Here is a 16951-nt window from a genome sequence, read left to right on the forward strand (position 1 = left end):
CACCGAGATCTACACTCGCGTATAATCGTCGGCAGCGTCAGATGTGTATAAGAGACAGACCCCGTCCGCCGCCGCCTGCAAGGTCATGGCGTAGCTGCTGAAGGACAGCCCCTTCACGGCCGGCGGCGCCAGCCCCGCCGAGGCAAACCAGTGCGGCCAGTCGTCCGCCCAGTGCGACACCGAGAGCAGCGTCGCCGACAGCAGATCCTCCGGACGGCGCAGCGTCCGTGCCAGGGCGGGCGCGCAGACCGGCAGCATGTCGGCGGTGAACAGCTCCTCCACCTCGTAGCCCGGCCAGTGCCCGTCGCCCAGCAGCAGGGCGCAGGTCCAATCCTCGCGGATCGGCGCGCCGGCGCCGCCGGTGGCGATGCGCACCTCCACGTCGGGGTGGCTCTCGTGGAAGGCCGACAGGCGCGGGATCAGCCAGCGCACCGCGAAGGTGGCACCCACCCCCAAGGTCAGCACCGGGCCGTCGCGCATGGCGGCGACCCGCTCGACGCTGTCCGCGATCGCGTCGAAGGCGCCGGTCAGGCCGGGCTGCAGCGCCCGCCCGCGGTCGGTCAGCTCCAGCGCGTTGGCCCGCCGCTCGAACAGCGGGAAGCCCATCCGCTCCTCCAGCAGGCGCACCATGCGGCTGACCGCGGCCTGCGAGACGTTCAGCTCGCTCGCCGCCCCGGTGAAACTGCCGTGGCGGGCCGCGGCCTCGAACGCCCGCAAGGCGTTCAGCGATGGCAGGCGCCGCATCCGATCCCCTCCTCCCATGCACCCCAACATTTCCTGGGGGTCAGCATCAGACAATCCCGTTTGCGGCGCAAGCGCGTCAGGGGCATCATGCGGTCCACAGCCAAAGAAAACTTTCGGACGAGCGGGATGCTGACGGTTCCCCTGACACTCGGACTCGGCCTTGCGGCGCTGGTGACCTCGTTCCTGTCGGGCCTGTTCGGCATGGCCGGCGGCATGGTGCTGATGGGGTTGCTGCTGGTGCTGCTGCCGGTGTCCTCGGCCATGCTGCTGCACGGGATCACGCAGATGACCGCCAACGGCTGGCGGGCGTGGCTGTGGCGGCGGCACGTGCAATGGGGAATCGTGGCCCGGTTTCTGTTGGGCGGGGCGGTGGCGGTCGCCGTCTTCACCCTGATCCGCTATGTGCCCGGCAAAGCGGAGGCGCTGATCGTGCTGGGGCTGTCGCCCTTCATGGCGATGGCGGTTCCGTCGCACTGGTCGCCGAACGTGTCGCGGCGCGGCCACAGCACATTGGCCGGCGTCCTGTGCATGGGCGTGCAGCTGATCGCCGGCATCTCGGGGCCGCTGCTCGACGTCTTCTTCGTGAAGTCCAGCCTGTCGCGGCAGAGCGTCGTCGCGACCAAGGCGACGATGCAGGTCTTCGGCCATCTGTTCAAGACGGTCTATTTCGGCTCCCTCGTCGCGGCGTCGGAGACGGAGGCGCTGGACATCACGGTGACGCTCGTCTGCATCGGCATGGCCGTACTGGGGACGAACCTGTCGCGCCGCGTGCTTGACGCCATGAGCGACGCCCAGTTCCGCAGCTGGAGCCAGCGTCTCGTCGCCCTGACCGGCACCGTCTATCTCGGCCAGGGGCTGTTCCTGCTGGTGGTGGGGTAGGTTCCGAGGGGTTCTTGCCCCCACCCTGGCCCTCCCCCGCAGACGCAGGGGAGGGAGCTGAAAATCCCCTCCCCTGCGAAGCTCTCGCGCAAACCTATGGTTTGCGCTGACGCGGCAGGCGGACCTTCGGTCCGCCGAGAGCGGGGGAGGGTTAGGGAAGGGGCAAAGTGCTCCTCCCCATCACCCCGGCGGGGGGAAAACCGCCACGAACCGGTCTCCGCCTCTTCCGGGTGGAGCGCCGAAATTTTGCATGGCCGGCTGGTGGCTGACAGGTTCATGACAGGTTCGCCTGTTAAACAGTTGGAACAACCAACCACCGTTCCCGGAACCTCCACCATGGCGACCGAATCCGCAGCCCGAAAGCCGGCGGAACCCACGGCGAAGACCGCATCGGCGGACGAGCGAACCCCGCTCTTTTATGGCGCCGCCTGCGGCGCGGGGGCCGGCGGCTCCGTCCTCCTCTATGAGGCGCGCCCGCAGAGGTCCACCGCCAAGGCACCGTAAGGCGCAGCAAGCGCCGTCCAAAAAGCAAAAAAGTCCACTCGGAGGAAACACCATGAGCCTCGGCAACCCCGCCAAGGGGATGCTGGCGGCGGCCGTGCTGGCCGCTGCCGCCCTGTTCGCCGCTCCCGCGTCCGCGGAGATCAAGAATCTGGAGATCATCGCCCCCGCCAACGCCGGCGGCGGCTATGACCAGCACGCGCGCGCCATGCAGCAGGTCCTTCAGGACCACAAGCTGGCCTCCAGCGTCCAGGTGGTCAACATTCCGGGAGCCGGCGGCACCATCGGCCTCAGCCAGTTCGTCACCGCCAAGAAGCGCAACCCCGGCCTGATGATCTCCGGCCTCGGCATGATCGGGGCGATCCTGATCAACAAGTCGCCGGTATCGCTCGATCAGGTGACCCCGCTGGCCCGCCTGACCGGCGAGTACCAGCCCATCGTCGTGGCTGCGGATTCGCCGCTGAAGACGCTCGACGACTTGGTCCAGAAGTTCAAGGCCGATCCCGGCTCGGTCTCCTGGGGCGGCTTCGCCGTCGGCAGCCCCGACCACATCCTCTACGGCCTGCTGGTCAAGGCGATCGGCGGCGACGTGTCCAAGATGAACTACATCGCCGCCGGAGCGGGCGGCGAGATGATGGCCTCGGTGCTCGGCGGGCACATCACCGTGGCGACCGGCGGCTACAACGAGATGGCCTCGCAGCTCCAGGCCGGAAAGCTGCGCGCCCTGGCGATCTCCGCCCCGCAGCGCCTTCCCGGCATCGACGTCCCGACCTTCAAGGAGCAGGGCGTGGATGTCGAGCTGGTGAACTGGCGCGCCGTCATGGCGCCGGGCAACCTGAAGGCGTCGGAGAAGCAGGTCCTGGACGACGCGGTCGGCGCCATGGTCCGCACCGACGAGTGGAAGCGCATCGCCGAGGAGCGCGGCTGGATCGACCTCTACCTGCCGCCCGACCAGTTCGCCGCCTTCGTCAAGGACGAGCGGACGCGGATCGAAGGCGTCCTGACCGAGTTGGGCCTCGTCAAGTGACGGTTGGCCGGCGGCAGGCCGCCGGGTTTCAAAACAAAGCACCCCAAAACAAGACACAGCCATGGAGCGAAGCGTCATGACCATCCGCATGCCGGGCGCCGTGAAGGGCGTCCTGACCGCCGCCGTCCTCGCCACGGCCACCCTCGCCGCCGCCCCGGCGATGGCCGAGATCAAGGGGCTGGAGATCATCGCCCCGGCGAGCCCCGGCGGCGGCTGGGACCAGCACGCCCGCACGCTCCAGCAGGTTCTCCAAGACCAGAAGCTGGCCTCCAACATCCAGGTCGTGAACATCCCCGGCGCCGGCGGCACGGTCGGCCTCGCCCAGTTCGTCACCGCCAAGAAGCGCTCGCCGACGATCCTGGTCGGCGGCCAGATCATGCTGGGCGCCATCGTCACCAACAAGTCGGCTGTGACGCTCGATCAGGTGACCCCGCTGGCCCGGCTGACCGGTGAATACACGGCCATCGTCGTTCCCCCGGATTCGCCCATCAAGACCTTCGACGACCTGATCAAGAAGTTCAAGGCGGACCCCGGCTCGGTGTCCTGGGGCGGCGGCTCGGCGGGCGGCAGCGACCAGATCCTGGCCGGGCTGATCGCCAAGGCGGTCGGCGTCGATCCCAACAAGGTCAACTACGTCGCCACCGCGGGCGGCGGCGAGCTGCTGGCCTCGGCGCTCGGCGGCCATGTGACGCTCGGCATGGGCGGCTACAGCGAGTTCGCCCCGCAGTTCCAGGCGGGCAAGCTGCGCGCCATCGCCGTCTCCGCCCCGCAGCGCCTGCCGGGCTCCGACACGCCGACCCTCAAGGAGCAGGGTGTCGACCTGGAGTTCGTGAACTGGCGCGGCGTCTTCGCCCAGGCTTCCGCCAAGCCGGCCGAGCTGAAGGAACTGCAGGAGGCCGTCGCCAAGGCCGTCGCCAGCGACGAGTGGAAGCAGGCCGTGAAGCAGCGCGGCTGGATCGACCTCTACCAGCCCTCCGCCGAGTTCGCCTCCTTCCTGAAGCAGGAGCGCGCGCAGATCGAGGGCACGCTGAAGGACATCGGCCTCGTGAAGTGAGGACCGAACCGGGTGGGCGCGGTCGCCGCGCCCACCGGTCCGCAAAAAACAGTCTGGGAGGATGAAGCGATGACCACCGGTCGAAGCATGCGCGCCGGAGAGGCGGTGCTGGGCGGCGGGCTGATCGCCCTTGGGGGCTTGATCGCGGTCGAGACCATGCTGACCCCGAGCGTCGGCCGGGCGGTGGTCGGCCCCGCCCTGTTCCCCTACCTGATCTCGGGCGGCCTCGTCCTGGTCGGGCTGTCCCTGCTGCGCGAGGCCTTCACCGGGGCCATCGCCCACGCCGAGGGGCTGGAGCTGGACCTGTGGGCGGTGGCGCTGGTCGCCGCGGGGCTGGCCGTCCAGTTCCTGCTGCTCGACACGCTGGGCTGGATCCCCTCCACCACCATCCTGTTCGCCGCGGTCTCCCGCGCCTTCGGCGGCCGGCGGCTGATGGTCAATCTCGCCATCGGGCTGGCGCTCGCCGCCTTCACCTTCGTGGCCTTCAATTACGGGCTCGGCCTGAACCTGCCCGAGGGCAGCATCGTCGAACGGCTCACGTCAGCCGACGCCGAATAAGCCCCGCTTCGGGAAGGAAACTGCACAATGGACACCCTTGCCGCCCTGGGCCACGGCTTCCTCGTGGCGCTGACCCCTTACAACCTTCTATGGTCGGCGATCGGCGTGACGGTGGGCACCGCGGTCGGCGTGCTGCCCGGCATCGGCCCGGCGCTGACCGTGGCGCTGCTGCTGCCGGTCACCTACGGGCTGGAGCCGACCTCCGCCTTCATCATGTTCGCCGGCATCTATTACGGCGCGATGTACGGCGGCTCGACGACCTCGATCCTGCTGAACGCGCCGGGCGAGTCCGGCAGCATCGTCACCGCCATCGACGGCCACGCCATGGCCCGCCAGGGCCGCGGCGCCCAGGCGCTGGCGACCGCCGCCATCGGCTCCTTCATCGCCGGCACCATCGCCACCGCGGCGCTGACCTTCGTCGCCCCGCTGATGGTCAAGATGGCCCTGCTGTTCGGCCCGGCCGAGTATTTCGCGCTGATGGTGCTGGCCCTGACCACCGTCACCGCCGTGCTGGGCAGCTCGCTGGCCCGCGGTCTGGCCAGCCTGTTCCTCGGTCTGGCGCTGGGTCTGGTCGGCATCGACATGCAGACCGGTCAGGCGCGCCTGGCCTTCGGCGTGCCGGAGCTGCTCGACGGCATCGACACGGTGGTGGTCGCGGTCGGCCTGTTCGCGGTCGGCGAGACGCTCTACGTCGCCTCCCGCCACCGCTTCGAGACGGAGGAGATCTACGCGCTCAAGGGCTCCAAATGGATGAGCCGCGAGGACTGGAGCCGGTCCTGGAAGCCGTGGCTGCGCGGCACGCTGCTGGGCTTCCCCATCGGCACCCTGCCGGCGGGCGGCAGCGAGATCCCGACCTTCCTGTCCTATCTGGTCGAGAAGCGTCTGGCGAAGAAGCCGGAGGAGTTCGGCAAGGGCGCCATCGAGGCCGTCGCCGGTCCGGAGGCCGCCAACAACGCGTCGGCCGCCGGCGTGCTGGCGCCGCTGCTGTCGCTCGGCCTGCCGACCTCGGCGACCGCCGCCATCATGCTGGCCGCTTTCCAGCAATACGGCCTGCAGCCCGGCCCGACTCTGTTCGACAACAACCCGGAGCTGGTCTGGGGCATGATCGCCAGCCTCTACATCGGCAACGTGCTGCTGCTGGTGCTGAACCTGCCGCTGGTCGGCTTCTGGGTGAAGCTGCTGCTGATCCCGCGGCCCTGGCTGTACGCCGGCATCCTGGTCTTCTCGTCGCTCGGCTCCTACACGCTGAACAACAACGTCATCGATCTGGTCATCCTGTGGGTGATCGGACTGGTCGGCTTCGGCATGCGCGTGCTGAACGTGCCGGTGGCGCCCTGCGTGGTCGGGCTGATCCTGGGGCCGCTGGCCGAACAGCAGTTCCGCCGCGCGCTGGCGATCAGCCAGGGCGACCCCTCGGTCTTCCTGACCCACCCGATCTCGGCAGCCCTGCTGATCATCGCCGCCCTGCTGGTGATCGGCCCGATGGTCCTGCGCTACCGGAGCAACGGGACGGGCAAGGGCAAGGGCGACAGCGCTTCGCCGTCCGGCAGCCATCCCGCGACGTAAGACCGCCATTCTCCGAAGGACATTTCCATGGAAAGCGTCGATCTCTGGTCGCAGCTCGCCGCCCTCGGGCAGGTCATCGCCATCGACCTCGTGCTGGCCGGCGACAACGCCATCGTCGTCGGCATGGCCGCCGCCGCGGTGCCGCTGGCGCAGCGCCGCAAGGTGATCTTCTGGGGCATCGGTGCGGCCATCGTCCTGCGCATCTTCTTCGCGCTGATCACCACGCAGCTTCTCGCCATCATCGGGCTGACGCTGGCCGGCGGCGTGCTGCTGCTGTGGGTCTGCTGGAAGATGTACCGCGAGCTGCGCTCCCACGGGACGGACGAGGTGGCGCCCGACGAGGCGATGGACGCCCCCGACACGCCGGTGGGCGTGTCCGGAAGCGCCGCCGCCGGTGCCGCGGTCGGCGGCGTCACGGTGGGCGCGGCGATCTGGCAGATCGTGGTGGCGGACGTGTCGATGTCTCTCGACAACGTGCTGGCGGTGGCCGGTGCGGCCAAGGACCACCCGACGATCCTGGTCATCGGCCTGCTGCTGTCCGTCATCCTGATGGGGGCGGCGGCCAACATGATCGCGCATGTCCTGCACAAGCATCGCTGGGTCGGCTGGGTCGGTCTCGTCATCATCACTTATGTGGCGCTCGACATGATCTGGCGCGGCAGCAACGAAGTCCTCATGCACACCTCCCGGCTATCGTGACGGAGCGCTTCCGATGATCAAGAAGGTACTCGTTCCCCTGACCGGACGGCCGCTGGACCGCCGCGCCATCGCCACGGCCTTCCTGCTCGCCACCCGCTTCCGCGCCCATGTGGAGGGGTTGAGCGTCATGCCGCAGGTCGAAATCCGCACCTCCGTGGAAAGCGCCGCGATTCCCAAGGCGCTGGTCGAGCAGCTCATCCGCATCGGGCAGGAGGATCAGGCGCGGGTGATCGACTCCGCCCACGACCTGTTCGAGGAATTCCGCAACCGCTTCGGCGCCGCGGAGACGGACAGCCTGACCGGCGGCGGCGAGGACGCGGACGGGCTCTCCGCCTCCTGGCAGCAGGCGACCGGCCCGCTGGCCGAGACCCTGGCAGAGGAGGCGCGGCTCGCCGATCTGGTGGTGATCGCCCAGACCTCCGACGGGACCAACGCCATGGGTCCGGCCATCGAGGCCAGCCTGTTCGGTTCCGGCCGTCCGCTGCTGCTGGCCCCGGCGGCCGAACCGGCGTCGGTCGGGTCCGCGGTCGCCGTGGCCTGGGACGGCGGGGCCGCGGCCTCGCGGGCGGTCGCGGCGGCGCTGCCGCTTCTGCAACGGGCCGGCAAGGCGGTCATCCTGTCGGCGGAGGTCGCCGATCCCGGACGCACCGCCGACCCCGACCGCCTGTCGGCCTACCTTGCCCTGCACGGCGTCGCGGCGACCATCCGCAAGGTCACGGCGTCGGGTCGCGCGGTCGGCCGGGCCCTGCAGGAAACAGCGGCGGAGGCCAGCTGCGACCTGCTGGTGATGGGCGCCTACGGCCACAGCCGGGTCCGCGAACGGGTGTGGGGCGGCGTGACGCTCGACGTGCTGCGCGAGCCGCCCGCCATTCCCATCTTCATGGCGCACTGATTTGTGCATTACGGTGCCCCGGCACCGGGAGACGGACCATGCGCATACTCGTCGTCGAGGACACCGAGGATCTGGCCGACGCCATCGTCCACCGGCTGCGCAAGCTGGGCTACGCCGTCGACTGGGCGCCGACCGGGGACGAGGCGGAGGAGTTGCTGCGCCAGGAGGCGTACCAGCTCGTCCTGCTCGACATCATGCTGCCGGGGGTGGACGGACAGACGCTGCTGAACCGCCTGCGCCAGCGCCGCGACGCCACGCCGGTCCTGGTGATGACCGCCCGCTCGCAAGTGAATGTGCGGGTCGACCTGCTCGATCTGGGGGCCGACGACTTCATCGTGAAGCCCTTCGACCTGCGGGAACTGGAGGCCCGCTGCCGCGCCCTGCTGCGCCGCTCGCACGGACTCGCCTCCTCGCGCACGCAGTTCGGCAATCTGGTCTTCGACGCCGCCGCCAAGAAGGTGCTGGTCGACGCCCGCCCCGTCGATCTGGGCGGCCGCGAATTCCGCCTTTTGGAGCTGTTTCTCAGCAACCTGAACACCGTCCTGTCCAAGGAGGACCTGATGGACCGGCTGTTCAGCCTCGACCAGCCCACCGCGCTGAACGCCATCGAGTTGTATGTCTCCCGCCTCCGGCGCAAGCTGGAGGGCGCGTCGGTGGAGATCCGGACGGTTCGGGGGCTGGGGTATGTGGCGGAAGTGTGTGCCGAAGGCTGAAGGATTCTCGCTGCGGCGGCGGCTGTTCATCCGGCTGCTCGGTGTGCTCGCCGTCCTGACCGCCGGGCTGTTCCTGTTCGTCAGCGCCTACGCCCAGCGCGCCGCCGACGCCGCCTTCGACCGGCTGCTGATGGCGTCGGCCCTGTCGATCTCCGACACGGTGCGGGTGGAGGACGGGCGCTTTTCCGTCGACCTGCCCTATTCCTCGCTGGGCATCCTGGCCCAGGCCCGGCGCGACCGCGTGTTCTACCGGATCACCGCGCCGGACGGCGAGCTGGTCACCGGCTACCACGACCTGCCAGTGGCGCCCGCCAAGGCCGCGGTCGCCGGCGCTGCCGGCAGCGACTCCACCACCCGTTTCGAGAACGCCAGCTTCCGCGGCATGCCGGTGCGCGTCGCCGTCCTGAAGCGCTTCGCCACGCAGCCGGACCTCGGCGGCTGGGTCACCATAGCCGTCGCCCAGACGCGGGAGGAGCGCGGGGCGCTGGCCCGCGACATCCTGGCGAACGCCTTCCTTCCCATCGCCTTCACCGTCGTCGCGGCGGGCGGGCTGATCTGGTTCGGGGTGCGGCAGGCGCTGGCCCCCCTGGGCTCGCTGGAGCGGATGATCCGCGAGCGGCAGCCCCACGACTTCTCCCCCATCGCCATGCCGCCGCCGCAGGAGGTCTCCCAGCTCGTCCAGGCGATCAACCAGCTCATGGCGCGTCTCCAATCCAATCTCGACACCATGCAGACCTTCCTGGCCGACGCCGCCCATCAGATCCGCACACCGCTGGCCAGCCTGCGCCTGCAGGCCGAACTCGCCATCGACGAGGACGATCCCGATGCCCTCCACCGCATCGCCCAGCGCGTGCACCGCAACGCGGTGGAGGCCAGCCAGCTCACCAGCCAACTCCTCAACCACGCCATGGTGATCCACCGCAGCGAGGCGCTGAAGCCCGAGGATGTCGATCTCGGCGCCCTGCTGGAGCAGGTGTTCCAGCGCGCCCGCGCGGTGGCCGGCGACACGGCGATCCGCCTGGACATCGACCGCGCGGCGGAACCCGCCACCGTCCCCGGCGACGCCATCAGCCTGCGCGAGGCGCTGACCAACCTGCTCGACAACGCGGTGAAGTACGCCGGCCCGTCCGGCCCCATCGACCTGACGCTGACCCCCCGGCCAAACGGGCGCGGTCTGCGCGTGGAGATCGCCGACCGCGGCCCCGGCGTGCCGGACGCCGAGAAACGCCGCGTGCTGGAGCGGTTCGGGCGCGGCAGCTCCGCCGCCGGGGTGGCGGGCAGCGGGCTGGGCCTCGCCATCGTCACCTCGGTGGTCGAGGCGCACGGAGCGGATTTGTCCCTGCTCGACCGCCCCGGCGGCGGGCTGATCGCGCGCATCGACTTCCCGGAGGCGGGCGGCGGAATCACCACGGCGGGGGGAGGGGCCACGCGGGCCCTGCTGCCCCTTCTGGTCCTCGTCGCCCTGCTCTGGGCGCCTTGGATGCAGGCCGCGCAGGCGGCGCAACTGCTCACCTACCCCGCCCCCGGCGGCGAGCGGGAGCGGCTGCGCATCCATTCCGCCACTGACCGGCAGGCCATCGAGCCGCTGGTCCTCGATTTCCAGCAGCTCCACCCCGACGTCACCGTCGAATACAAGGACATGGACACCGCCGACCTCTACGCCGAGGCGGTGGCCGTGCCGGCCAAGGGGGCCGCGGCGGAGACTCCCGACCTGCTCATCAGCTCGGCCTCCGACCTGCAGGTGAAGCTGGTCAACGACGGTCACACCCAGCCCCACCGCTCCGCCCTGACCGACACTCTGCCGGACTGGGCAAACTGGCGGGACGAAGCTTTCGGCTTCACCTTCGAGCCGGCGGTGATCGCCTACAACCGCGACCTTCTGCCGGACGCCCAGGTGCCGCGCACGCGCCCGGCGCTGATCCGGCTGCTGCGCGACGACCCGGCGCGCTTCGGCCGGCGCGTCGCCACTTACGACACGGCCACCAGCGGCATCGGCTATCTGCTGGCCTCCCACGACGCCCTGCTGTTCGGCCAGTACTGGCAGCTCGTCGCGATGATGGGCAATGCCCAGGCGCGGCTGGCCTGCTGCTCCGGCGAGATCCTCGACATGGTGGAGCGGGGCGAGGTGCTGATCGCCTACAACGTCCTCGGCTCCTACGCGCGGGCGCGGGCGGCGGCGGGGGCGCCCATCGGCATCGTGGTGCCGGAGGACTACACGCTGGTCATCTCCCGCGTCGCGGTGATTCCCCGGACGGCGCCCCGGCCGCAGCTCGCCGGCCGGTTCATCGACTATCTGCTGTCGCCGCGCGGGCAGGAGGTGGTGGCCGACCGCTCCGCCCTCTACGCCATCTCCTCCGGCATCAAGCGGGAGGCGTCGGCGTCGGGCCTGCGCTCCAGCACGGCGGCGCCGCTGCACCCCATCGCCCTCAGCCCGGCCCTGCTGGTGTTCCTCGACCGGCTGAAGCGGGAGCGGTTCCTGCAGCAATGGCAGTCGGCGATCCTGCTGCCCTGAGTCCTTGAGAGGATCCGCAACCCGCTCTCCTGTGCGACGCCTCAGCCATTCCAGCCTTCCGGCGGCGACGGCGCCCGCAGGGCCATGCCCATGCCGTGCAGCCGCGTCCGGCGCTTGTCAACCGGCAGGGCCGCCAGCCCGAGCAGCACCGTCGTCGCGGAATCGAGACCGCCCGGCGGACCGAGCGCCCCGGTGCCCAGGGCCTCGGCGATCGCATCCGACCGCCCCGCGTCCGGGCTTTCGGCGGCGGCCAGCAGACGCTCCGCGGCGGCGGTCCGGTCCGGCACCACCCCACGCCCACCCGCTTTCTTCAGGAGGGCCTTCACCCGCTGACGGTCGTTGCGGTCCTGGAAATGGCCGTGCCGCTGCATCAACCGCACCGCCTCGACCATGTAGTCGGCGAAGCTCCTCAGGTCCCGGCCCACCCGATGCGGAGGCTGTTCCTGCGCCGTCGCCACCGCTTGATGCAGCCAGCCGCTGGCCCGTGAGGCCCGGGTGATCGCATCCGCGGGGAGCGGCGGCGCAACCGCGGCGAAGAGGTCCGCAAGGATCAGAGCGTCCTCGGCCCCGTCGAGAACCGGACGTCGCAAAGCCTCTGCGAGCAGTCCGTTGAGCCATGGCGAAGAAAAAGGATGTGCTCGCCGGTCCTGCATCCGGAACCCCATGACAATGACATGGATTTGCAACCTCACGCAGAAGATACCAACTCTTCCGCGGATAGCAACGGAAACGATTCTATCAAGTGAGATGTTTCACAAGAATCGGCTATCACCACAGCGAAAATGAACGCGTATGTATTCCACCTTGGGAAACTATCATCGACAGATTCAATACAAATACGCGATATGTCCTTGAGCGCTTGCACAACCGCTACTATGATACACTCGGGTATGCAGGAGGGGCGCATGGCGGGCCTGTTGCAGGAGCGTACGGGACGCGCGGCGCACGCGAACGCAGCCTTGGCGGCTTGCCCACGGCATCAGCCGGATCAAGCCGAACGGTGCCACGCACAGGCATCGGCCGGCGGGACACCGCCGGTCAGGACACCTCTCGCCTGAAGCCTGCCGGATGCCACCGCGGGCAACGTTTTCCCACAAGGCACGGGCCGGCGTCATCGGGCGGAGGTCTTCGAGGACCGAAGTGAACCTCATTCCCTTCTGAAAGGACCATCGAGAATGAACGACAACAGCGAACGCGTCTCGTCCGTGCAGCCGGCGAACCTTGACCTCTCCTTCATCAACAAGCGGCTCGAGATGGCCGGCTACACGTCGGATCAGGCCGCGGCGTCGGTCGAGGCCTACCGCCAGTTCCTCGTCGTGGTCGCGGCGAAGCCGAACCTGATCCTGGTCCCGACGAAGGCGGCCGACGCGGCTTGGCACGAGCACATCCTGTTCATGGACCGTTACGAGGCGGACATGATGCGTCTTGTCGGCGCCCGGGTTCACCATCACCCGGACGCTCCCGACGCCGCTGCCTGGCAGAAGGCTGTCGCCAACACCCAGGACGCCTTCCGGACGACGCTCGGCGTGGAGCTGGGAACGGAGGAACTCGCCGGCTGCTACCTCACGGTCGAGGCGGCCTGAGCGTCATACCATCGTATTGACCGTTGCATGATGCGGTTGTTTTGCTGCTAAATTCATACGATTGGCAGCGCGCTCCGCGAACGCTCCCCTGACCGGCGGCCCAGGCCACGGTCAGGGGCGCATCCCGTCACCCCTGGCAGCGAAAGGGAGGAAGGATTGATGTCCGATCTGGTCCACGACCTCTCCAGCCGCGCCCGGGACATGAACGCCGCGCTCACCGTCTTCGACAAGAGCGACACGCTGCTGGCAACCAACGACAAGCAGAAGACGATCTATCCCTTCATCGACTTCTCACGCTCGGTGACGTTCCGCGACATCGTGTGGGAATGCGTGAAGCACAAGAAGTTCAGCTCGGACACCATCTATTCCGATCCGGCGCGATGGATCGGCTATGCCGAGGATCTCCGCCGGTTCAACCGGTTCTGGCAGTCCTTCACGCTCCATTCCGACGGGCGGGTCATCCAGATCACCTACGAGCGGTTGGACGACACGGACGGCTGGTGGTACCAGATCCGGCGCGACGTCACCAGCAACGTCCAGGACAGCGTCCGGGGCGGCTTCGACAGCCTGATCTCCCTCAACGGCGGCAGCGTCCTGCCGCCGTCGGGCCAGCCCACCTTCGTCGTCCGGCTTCTCGACGCCCTGCCCTACCCGGCGGCGCTTCTGACGCCGCGCTGCCAAGTCATCGACGGCAACCAGTCCTTCGCCTCCATCGTGGCGCGGGGAGACGGGCTGTCCCTGGTCGGCGGCCGGCTGATCATCCCGGACGCACCCACCGAACAGGCGGAACTGTCGAAGCGGGCCGCCGGCTTCTTCCGCCGCCGCACCCGTACGCCGATCACGTTGCGCGTGCCGCGCCTGGACCAGCCGTCGCCCTATTTCGCCACCCTGTCGGAGCCGCCGGCCCAAAGCGTCGGAAGCGGCGGCCCGATGACCGGCATCCTCCTCCTGACTCTCGTCGATCCGGATATCCTGCCCGCCGTGTCGGCGCGCGCCGTCGCCGAGCTTCTCCAGATCACCGGATCGGAAGCCGAGATCGCGCTGGCCCTGTGCTCCGGCCGGAGCGTCGACGAGATCGCCGAGGATCGCGGGGTGGAGCGGCGCACCGTCTACAATCAGGTTTCGTCCATCCTGGGCAAGACCGGGCTGCGCAACCAAGCGGGAATCGTGCGGCAGGTGACGACGATCTGCTGGCATTTCGGGTCGCGCGTCTGATCGAATCCGGGTATGCTGCCCGATGCATCGCCGGCCGCGCGAATACCTGGATATGGACGCACTCTTGTGCATACATATGGCGGACGTCCGGTGCAGTTCCGGTTCCGCTCTGGCCGGAGACCGTGAAGGAGGCAGGGGCGTCTGTTTTTCCTATTTTCCGCCCATCGCCCCGCCCCTATCGCCCCGCAACGTCCCGCATCATGCCCCTGCCCGCCGCTCTGCGTCTGCTCCTGACTGCTCTGGCCATCGTGACCGGTGTCGCGGGTGCCGTGTTTCCGGCAGCGGCGGGAACCTTGCGGGCCAGCCTTTCCGACGATCTGACGACCATCGATCCGTTCGCCTTTCCCGGCTTGGTCTCATCCGGTGTCCTGCGGCAGGTCTATGAGGGCTTCACCGCCGTCGACGCCGCCGGCAACGCCGTTCCGGCGCTGGCCACCCGTTGGGAGACGCCGGACGACGGGCGGACGTGGCGCTTTACCCTGCGCCCGGACGTGCGGTTCCATTCGGGACGCCCATTCACCGCCGCCGACATCCTGTGGACCTGGGAACACCATCTGACGCGGACGCCCCAGCCCGGCTACAGCGCCTTCTACCTGCGCGGCATCGAGGGGGCCGCGGCGTTGCAGCAGGGGACCGCCGCCTCGCTGTCCGGCGTCGCCATTCCCGACCCTCACACACTCGTCGTGCGGCTGGCTGAACCCGACGCGCTGTTCCCGCTCTACCCGTTCCTGTTCGTCGACCGCGGCATGGAGGACGAATTCGGGCCGGCTTGGCACGAGCGGGCGTCCGGCGGCACCGGGCCGTTCCGCCTCACGTCCTGGCGGCGCGGCGAATCCGTGCGTCTGGAGGCCCACGCCGATTATTGGGGCGGTGCTCCGGCCGTGGAGGCGGTGTCCCTGGCGGTGTTGCCCGACACCAACACGCTGCTGGCGCGCTACGACGCCGGAGAGCTGGACATCGCGCCGCTTCCCGACAACGCGGTGCGCACGGTGGTCCGTCAGCCGCGCTACGACGGGCAGATCGCGGCCTTCTCCCGCGCGCAGGTGCGCTATCTTGCCCTGAACCAGGATCTGTACCCGCCCTTCCGCGACCGGCGGGTGCGCGAGGCGTTCCGTTACGCGCTGGACCGGGTCGCCACGGTGAACGGGCTCCATGCCGGGCGGGCGCTGCTGACGAACGGCTTCGTCACGCCCGGCCTGGGCGGCTACCACCCCGACGCGGTGCCGTTGACCCCGACCGATCCGAACCGGGCCAAGGCGCTTCTGGCGGAGTCCGGCCACGCCGGGGGGCGCGGATTGCCGCCGCTCCAGATCGCCGGTGGTCCCAACGTGCGCGAGGAGGCCACCTATTTCGCCGCCCAGCTCACCGCGGTGCTGGGCATTCCGGTCGGCGTGCGCATCCAGGAGCGCGCGGCCTTCGTGGCGGCGATCAACGAGGGGCGCGAGGCGCTGTTCATTAACGGCTGGACGGCGGATTTCCCCGATCCCATGGACCAGCTCGCCACCCAATGGCACAGCGCCAGCCCGACGAACCGCGTCCGTTGGCACAACCCGGATTTCGACCGGCTCATGGAGCGGGCGCGCGGCCTCGCCGACCCCGACGCCCGCAACGCGCTCTACCGGGACGCCGAAGCCCTGCTCCGGGAGCAGGCCGTGGCGGTGCCTCTTCCCGTGCCGCAGTTCGTAGCTCTGGTGCGGCCCGGCGTGACCGGGGTGGTCATCCGGCCGGACGGCACGACGGATTACCATTCCGCCCGGTTGCCATGACGGCACGCCGCCTCGGCCGCTATGGCCTGTCCTGGCGACTGGCTTGGCGAATGGCCCGGCGCCTGCCGGCGCTTCTTCTTATGGCCGGAGCCGCCGTGCTGGCGAGCTTCCTGGCCTCCCACGCGCTTCCCGGCGATCCGGTCCTGCTTATGGTCGACGGTCGGGCCGCCGACCCGGAGATGATCCGCCGGCTGCGGGAAGACGCCGGGCTGGATCAGCCGATCGCCGTTCAATTCCTGTCCTACACGCTGGCCCTGCTGCGCGGCGACCTCGGCCAATCGCTGCGCTATGGCGGCGTTCCGGTGACGGCGCTGCTGGGCGAAGCCTTGCCGGTGACGTTGGGGCTGATGGCGGGTGCGGCGGTGCTGGCCCTGCCCCTCGGACTCCTGCTGGGCCTCGCCGCGGCGGATGTCCGGCGGGCGTGGCCGGGCACGGCCCTCACCATCGGGTCGGTGATGGCCCTGTCGGTGCCGCCGCTGGCGCTGGCGACGTGGCTGATGCTGGCGGGGTCCGGTACGGCGCCCTGGGCCGTGGCGGCGCTCGCCCTGCCGGCGGTGGCGATGATCGCCCGCCTGACACGGACCCAGGTGATGGAGGTGCTGGGACGCGACTTCATCCGCACCGCGCAGGCCAAGGGGCTGGGACGAACCGCCGTTCTGCTGCGCCACGCCCTGCCGAACGCTCTGGTGCCGCTGGCGGCGGCGGCCGGATCGGTGGCCGGGACGATCCTCACCACCACGGCGGCGGTGGAGACCGTCTTCGCCCTGCCGGGGGTGGGGCGGCTGACCGTCCAGGCGGTGCTGGCCCGCGACCACACGGTCGCCGGAGCCACCGTTCTGGTCTTCGTCCTGATGCAGATCGCCATCAGCCTGACCGCCGAGCTGCTGATCGGTCTCGCCGATCCGCGACTCCGCGACAATAGGTTGCGCGACGATGGGAAGCCGTCATGATTGCCGTGCGTTCCTGCGCCGGACGCGCCGGCCTGCTGCTCGCGGCGGCGCTGGCGGTGCCGCTGGCCTTGGCCGCCCTTCTGCTGCCGCTCGACCCGTCCGCCATGGATCTCGGGCAGGCCTGGGCCGGGCCGTCCGCGGCCCACCCGCTGGGCTGCGACGGGCTGGGCCGCGACGTCGCCGCCCGGTTGATCGCCGGGACGGGAACCTCCTTCGCCATCGCCGGGCTGGCGCTCGCCCTGGCAGTGGGGCCTGTCTCTTATACACATCTCCGAGCCCACGAGACTATAAC

15 protein-coding genes and 1 pseudogene are annotated in these 16951 nt (G+C 69.6%); 14 read left to right on the forward strand and 2 right to left on the reverse strand.

The window, feature by feature from the left end:
• Positions 1-9: 9 nt before the first annotated feature.
• On the reverse strand, positions 10-744 hold the full coding sequence (locus tag Q4I23_RS20695; protein WP_498527450.1) for a LysR substrate-binding domain-containing protein: 735 nt from the start codon (positions 742-744) through the stop codon (positions 10-12).
• A gap of 126 nt (positions 745-870) precedes the next feature.
• Here Q4I23_RS20695 and Q4I23_RS20700 point away from each other — a divergent pair, with 126 nt between their 5' ends.
• The 9 genes from Q4I23_RS20700 to Q4I23_RS20740 all read left to right on the forward strand — a co-directional run bounded on the left by Q4I23_RS20700 (position 871) and on the right by Q4I23_RS20740 (position 11145).
• On the forward strand, positions 871-1623 hold the full coding sequence (locus Q4I23_RS20700; protein ID WP_476960780.1) for a TSUP family transporter: 753 nt from the start codon (positions 871-873) through the stop codon (positions 1621-1623).
• A gap of 556 nt (positions 1624-2179) precedes the next feature.
• Positions 2180-3151 (forward strand): Bug family tripartite tricarboxylate transporter substrate binding protein, encoded by a 972-nt coding sequence (locus Q4I23_RS20705; protein WP_454020613.1) that lies wholly within the window; start codon positions 2180-2182, stop codon positions 3149-3151.
• A gap of 76 nt (positions 3152-3227) precedes the next feature.
• Positions 3228-4205 carry a Bug family tripartite tricarboxylate transporter substrate binding protein gene (locus tag Q4I23_RS20710; RefSeq protein ID WP_454020614.1) on the forward strand — a complete coding sequence of 326 codons (978 nt, stop codon included), beginning with the start codon at positions 3228-3230 and terminating at the stop codon, positions 4203-4205.
• Between the two features lie 69 nt (positions 4206-4274).
• Positions 4275-4763: a tripartite tricarboxylate transporter TctB family protein gene (locus Q4I23_RS20715; protein WP_498527451.1), complete on the forward strand. Its 489-nt coding sequence runs from the start codon at positions 4275-4277 to the stop codon at positions 4761-4763.
• A gap of 27 nt (positions 4764-4790) precedes the next feature.
• Positions 4791-6329: a tripartite tricarboxylate transporter permease gene (locus Q4I23_RS20720; RefSeq protein ID WP_498527452.1), complete on the forward strand. Its 1539-nt coding sequence runs from the start codon at positions 4791-4793 to the stop codon at positions 6327-6329.
• A 27-nt stretch (positions 6330-6356) separates the two neighbouring features.
• Positions 6357-7028 carry a TerC family protein gene (locus Q4I23_RS20725; protein ID WP_498527453.1) on the forward strand — a complete coding sequence of 224 codons (672 nt, stop codon included), beginning with the start codon at positions 6357-6359 and terminating at the stop codon, positions 7026-7028.
• 13 nt (positions 7029-7041) lie between these two features.
• The gene (locus Q4I23_RS20730; RefSeq protein WP_498527454.1) at positions 7042-7920 is read left to right on the forward strand and encodes a universal stress protein; all 879 of its coding nucleotides are present in this window, start codon (positions 7042-7044) and stop codon (positions 7918-7920) included.
• A 38-nt stretch (positions 7921-7958) separates the two neighbouring features.
• The gene (locus Q4I23_RS20735) at positions 7959-8633 is read left to right on the forward strand and encodes a response regulator transcription factor (protein WP_454020618.1); all 675 of its coding nucleotides are present in this window, start codon (positions 7959-7961) and stop codon (positions 8631-8633) included.
• Positions 8620-11145, forward strand: coding sequence for a sensor histidine kinase (locus tag Q4I23_RS20740; RefSeq protein WP_498527455.1), 2526 nt, complete (start codon positions 8620-8622; stop codon positions 11143-11145). The genes Q4I23_RS20735 and Q4I23_RS20740 overlap by 14 nt, the downstream gene beginning before the upstream one ends.
• A 41-nt stretch (positions 11146-11186) precedes the next feature.
• Here Q4I23_RS20740 and Q4I23_RS20745 read toward each other — a convergent pair whose 3' ends face one another.
• On the reverse strand, positions 11187-11735 hold the full coding sequence (locus tag Q4I23_RS20745) for a hypothetical protein (protein ID WP_454020620.1): 549 nt from the start codon (positions 11733-11735) through the stop codon (positions 11187-11189).
• A gap of 585 nt (positions 11736-12320) precedes the next feature.
• On the opposite strand from Q4I23_RS20745, the gene Q4I23_RS20750 reads away from it, so the two are divergent.
• The 5 genes and pseudogenes from Q4I23_RS20750 to Q4I23_RS20770 form a co-directional block, all read left to right on the forward strand.
• Positions 12321-12728, forward strand: a complete 408-nt coding sequence (locus Q4I23_RS20750; protein WP_237908071.1) for a glycine-rich domain-containing protein — start codon at positions 12321-12323, stop codon at positions 12726-12728.
• A 159-nt stretch (positions 12729-12887) separates the two neighbouring features.
• On the forward strand, positions 12888-13943 hold the full coding sequence (locus Q4I23_RS20755; protein ID WP_498527456.1) for a helix-turn-helix transcriptional regulator: 1056 nt from the start codon (positions 12888-12890) through the stop codon (positions 13941-13943).
• Between the two features lie 200 nt (positions 13944-14143).
• A complete protein-coding gene (locus Q4I23_RS20760) occupies positions 14144-15709 on the forward strand; it encodes an ABC transporter substrate-binding protein (RefSeq protein WP_498527457.1) in 1566 nt (521 codons plus the stop codon).
• Complete coding sequence (locus Q4I23_RS20765; protein ID WP_498527458.1) at positions 15706-16659, forward strand: ABC transporter permease; 954 nt, start codon at positions 15706-15708, stop codon at positions 16657-16659. The genes Q4I23_RS20760 and Q4I23_RS20765 overlap by 4 nt, the downstream gene beginning before the upstream one ends.
• Positions 16656-16951: pseudogene (locus Q4I23_RS20770) on the forward strand (hypothetical protein); the annotation flags it as partial. The gene Q4I23_RS20765 and the pseudogene Q4I23_RS20770, both read left to right, overlap by 4 nt.

The organism is Azospirillum sp. UFLA03-27, assembly GCF_059803775.1.

Coding starts and splice junctions, on each gene's coding strand:
- Q4I23_RS20695 (WP_498527450.1), bottom strand. CDS start 744: ATGCGGCGCCTGCCATCGCTGAACGCCTTGCGGGCGTTCGAGGCCGCG.
- Q4I23_RS20700 (WP_476960780.1), top strand. CDS start 871: ATGCTGACGGTTCCCCTGACACTCGGACTCGGCCTTGCGGCGCTGGTG.
- Q4I23_RS20705 (WP_454020613.1), top strand. CDS start 2,180: ATGAGCCTCGGCAACCCCGCCAAGGGGATGCTGGCGGCGGCCGTGCTG.
- Q4I23_RS20710 (WP_454020614.1), top strand. CDS start 3,228: ATGACCATCCGCATGCCGGGCGCCGTGAAGGGCGTCCTGACCGCCGCC.
- Q4I23_RS20715 (WP_498527451.1), top strand. CDS start 4,275: ATGACCACCGGTCGAAGCATGCGCGCCGGAGAGGCGGTGCTGGGCGGC.
- Q4I23_RS20720 (WP_498527452.1), top strand. CDS start 4,791: ATGGACACCCTTGCCGCCCTGGGCCACGGCTTCCTCGTGGCGCTGACC.
- Q4I23_RS20725 (WP_498527453.1), top strand. CDS start 6,357: ATGGAAAGCGTCGATCTCTGGTCGCAGCTCGCCGCCCTCGGGCAGGTC.
- Q4I23_RS20730 (WP_498527454.1), top strand. CDS start 7,042: ATGATCAAGAAGGTACTCGTTCCCCTGACCGGACGGCCGCTGGACCGC.
- Q4I23_RS20735 (WP_454020618.1), top strand. CDS start 7,959: ATGCGCATACTCGTCGTCGAGGACACCGAGGATCTGGCCGACGCCATC.
- Q4I23_RS20750 (WP_237908071.1), top strand. CDS start 12,321: ATGAACGACAACAGCGAACGCGTCTCGTCCGTGCAGCCGGCGAACCTT.
- Q4I23_RS20755 (WP_498527456.1), top strand. CDS start 12,888: ATGTCCGATCTGGTCCACGACCTCTCCAGCCGCGCCCGGGACATGAAC.
- Q4I23_RS20760 (WP_498527457.1), top strand. CDS start 14,144: ATGCCCCTGCCCGCCGCTCTGCGTCTGCTCCTGACTGCTCTGGCCATC.
- Q4I23_RS20765 (WP_498527458.1), top strand. CDS start 15,706: ATGACGGCACGCCGCCTCGGCCGCTATGGCCTGTCCTGGCGACTGGCT.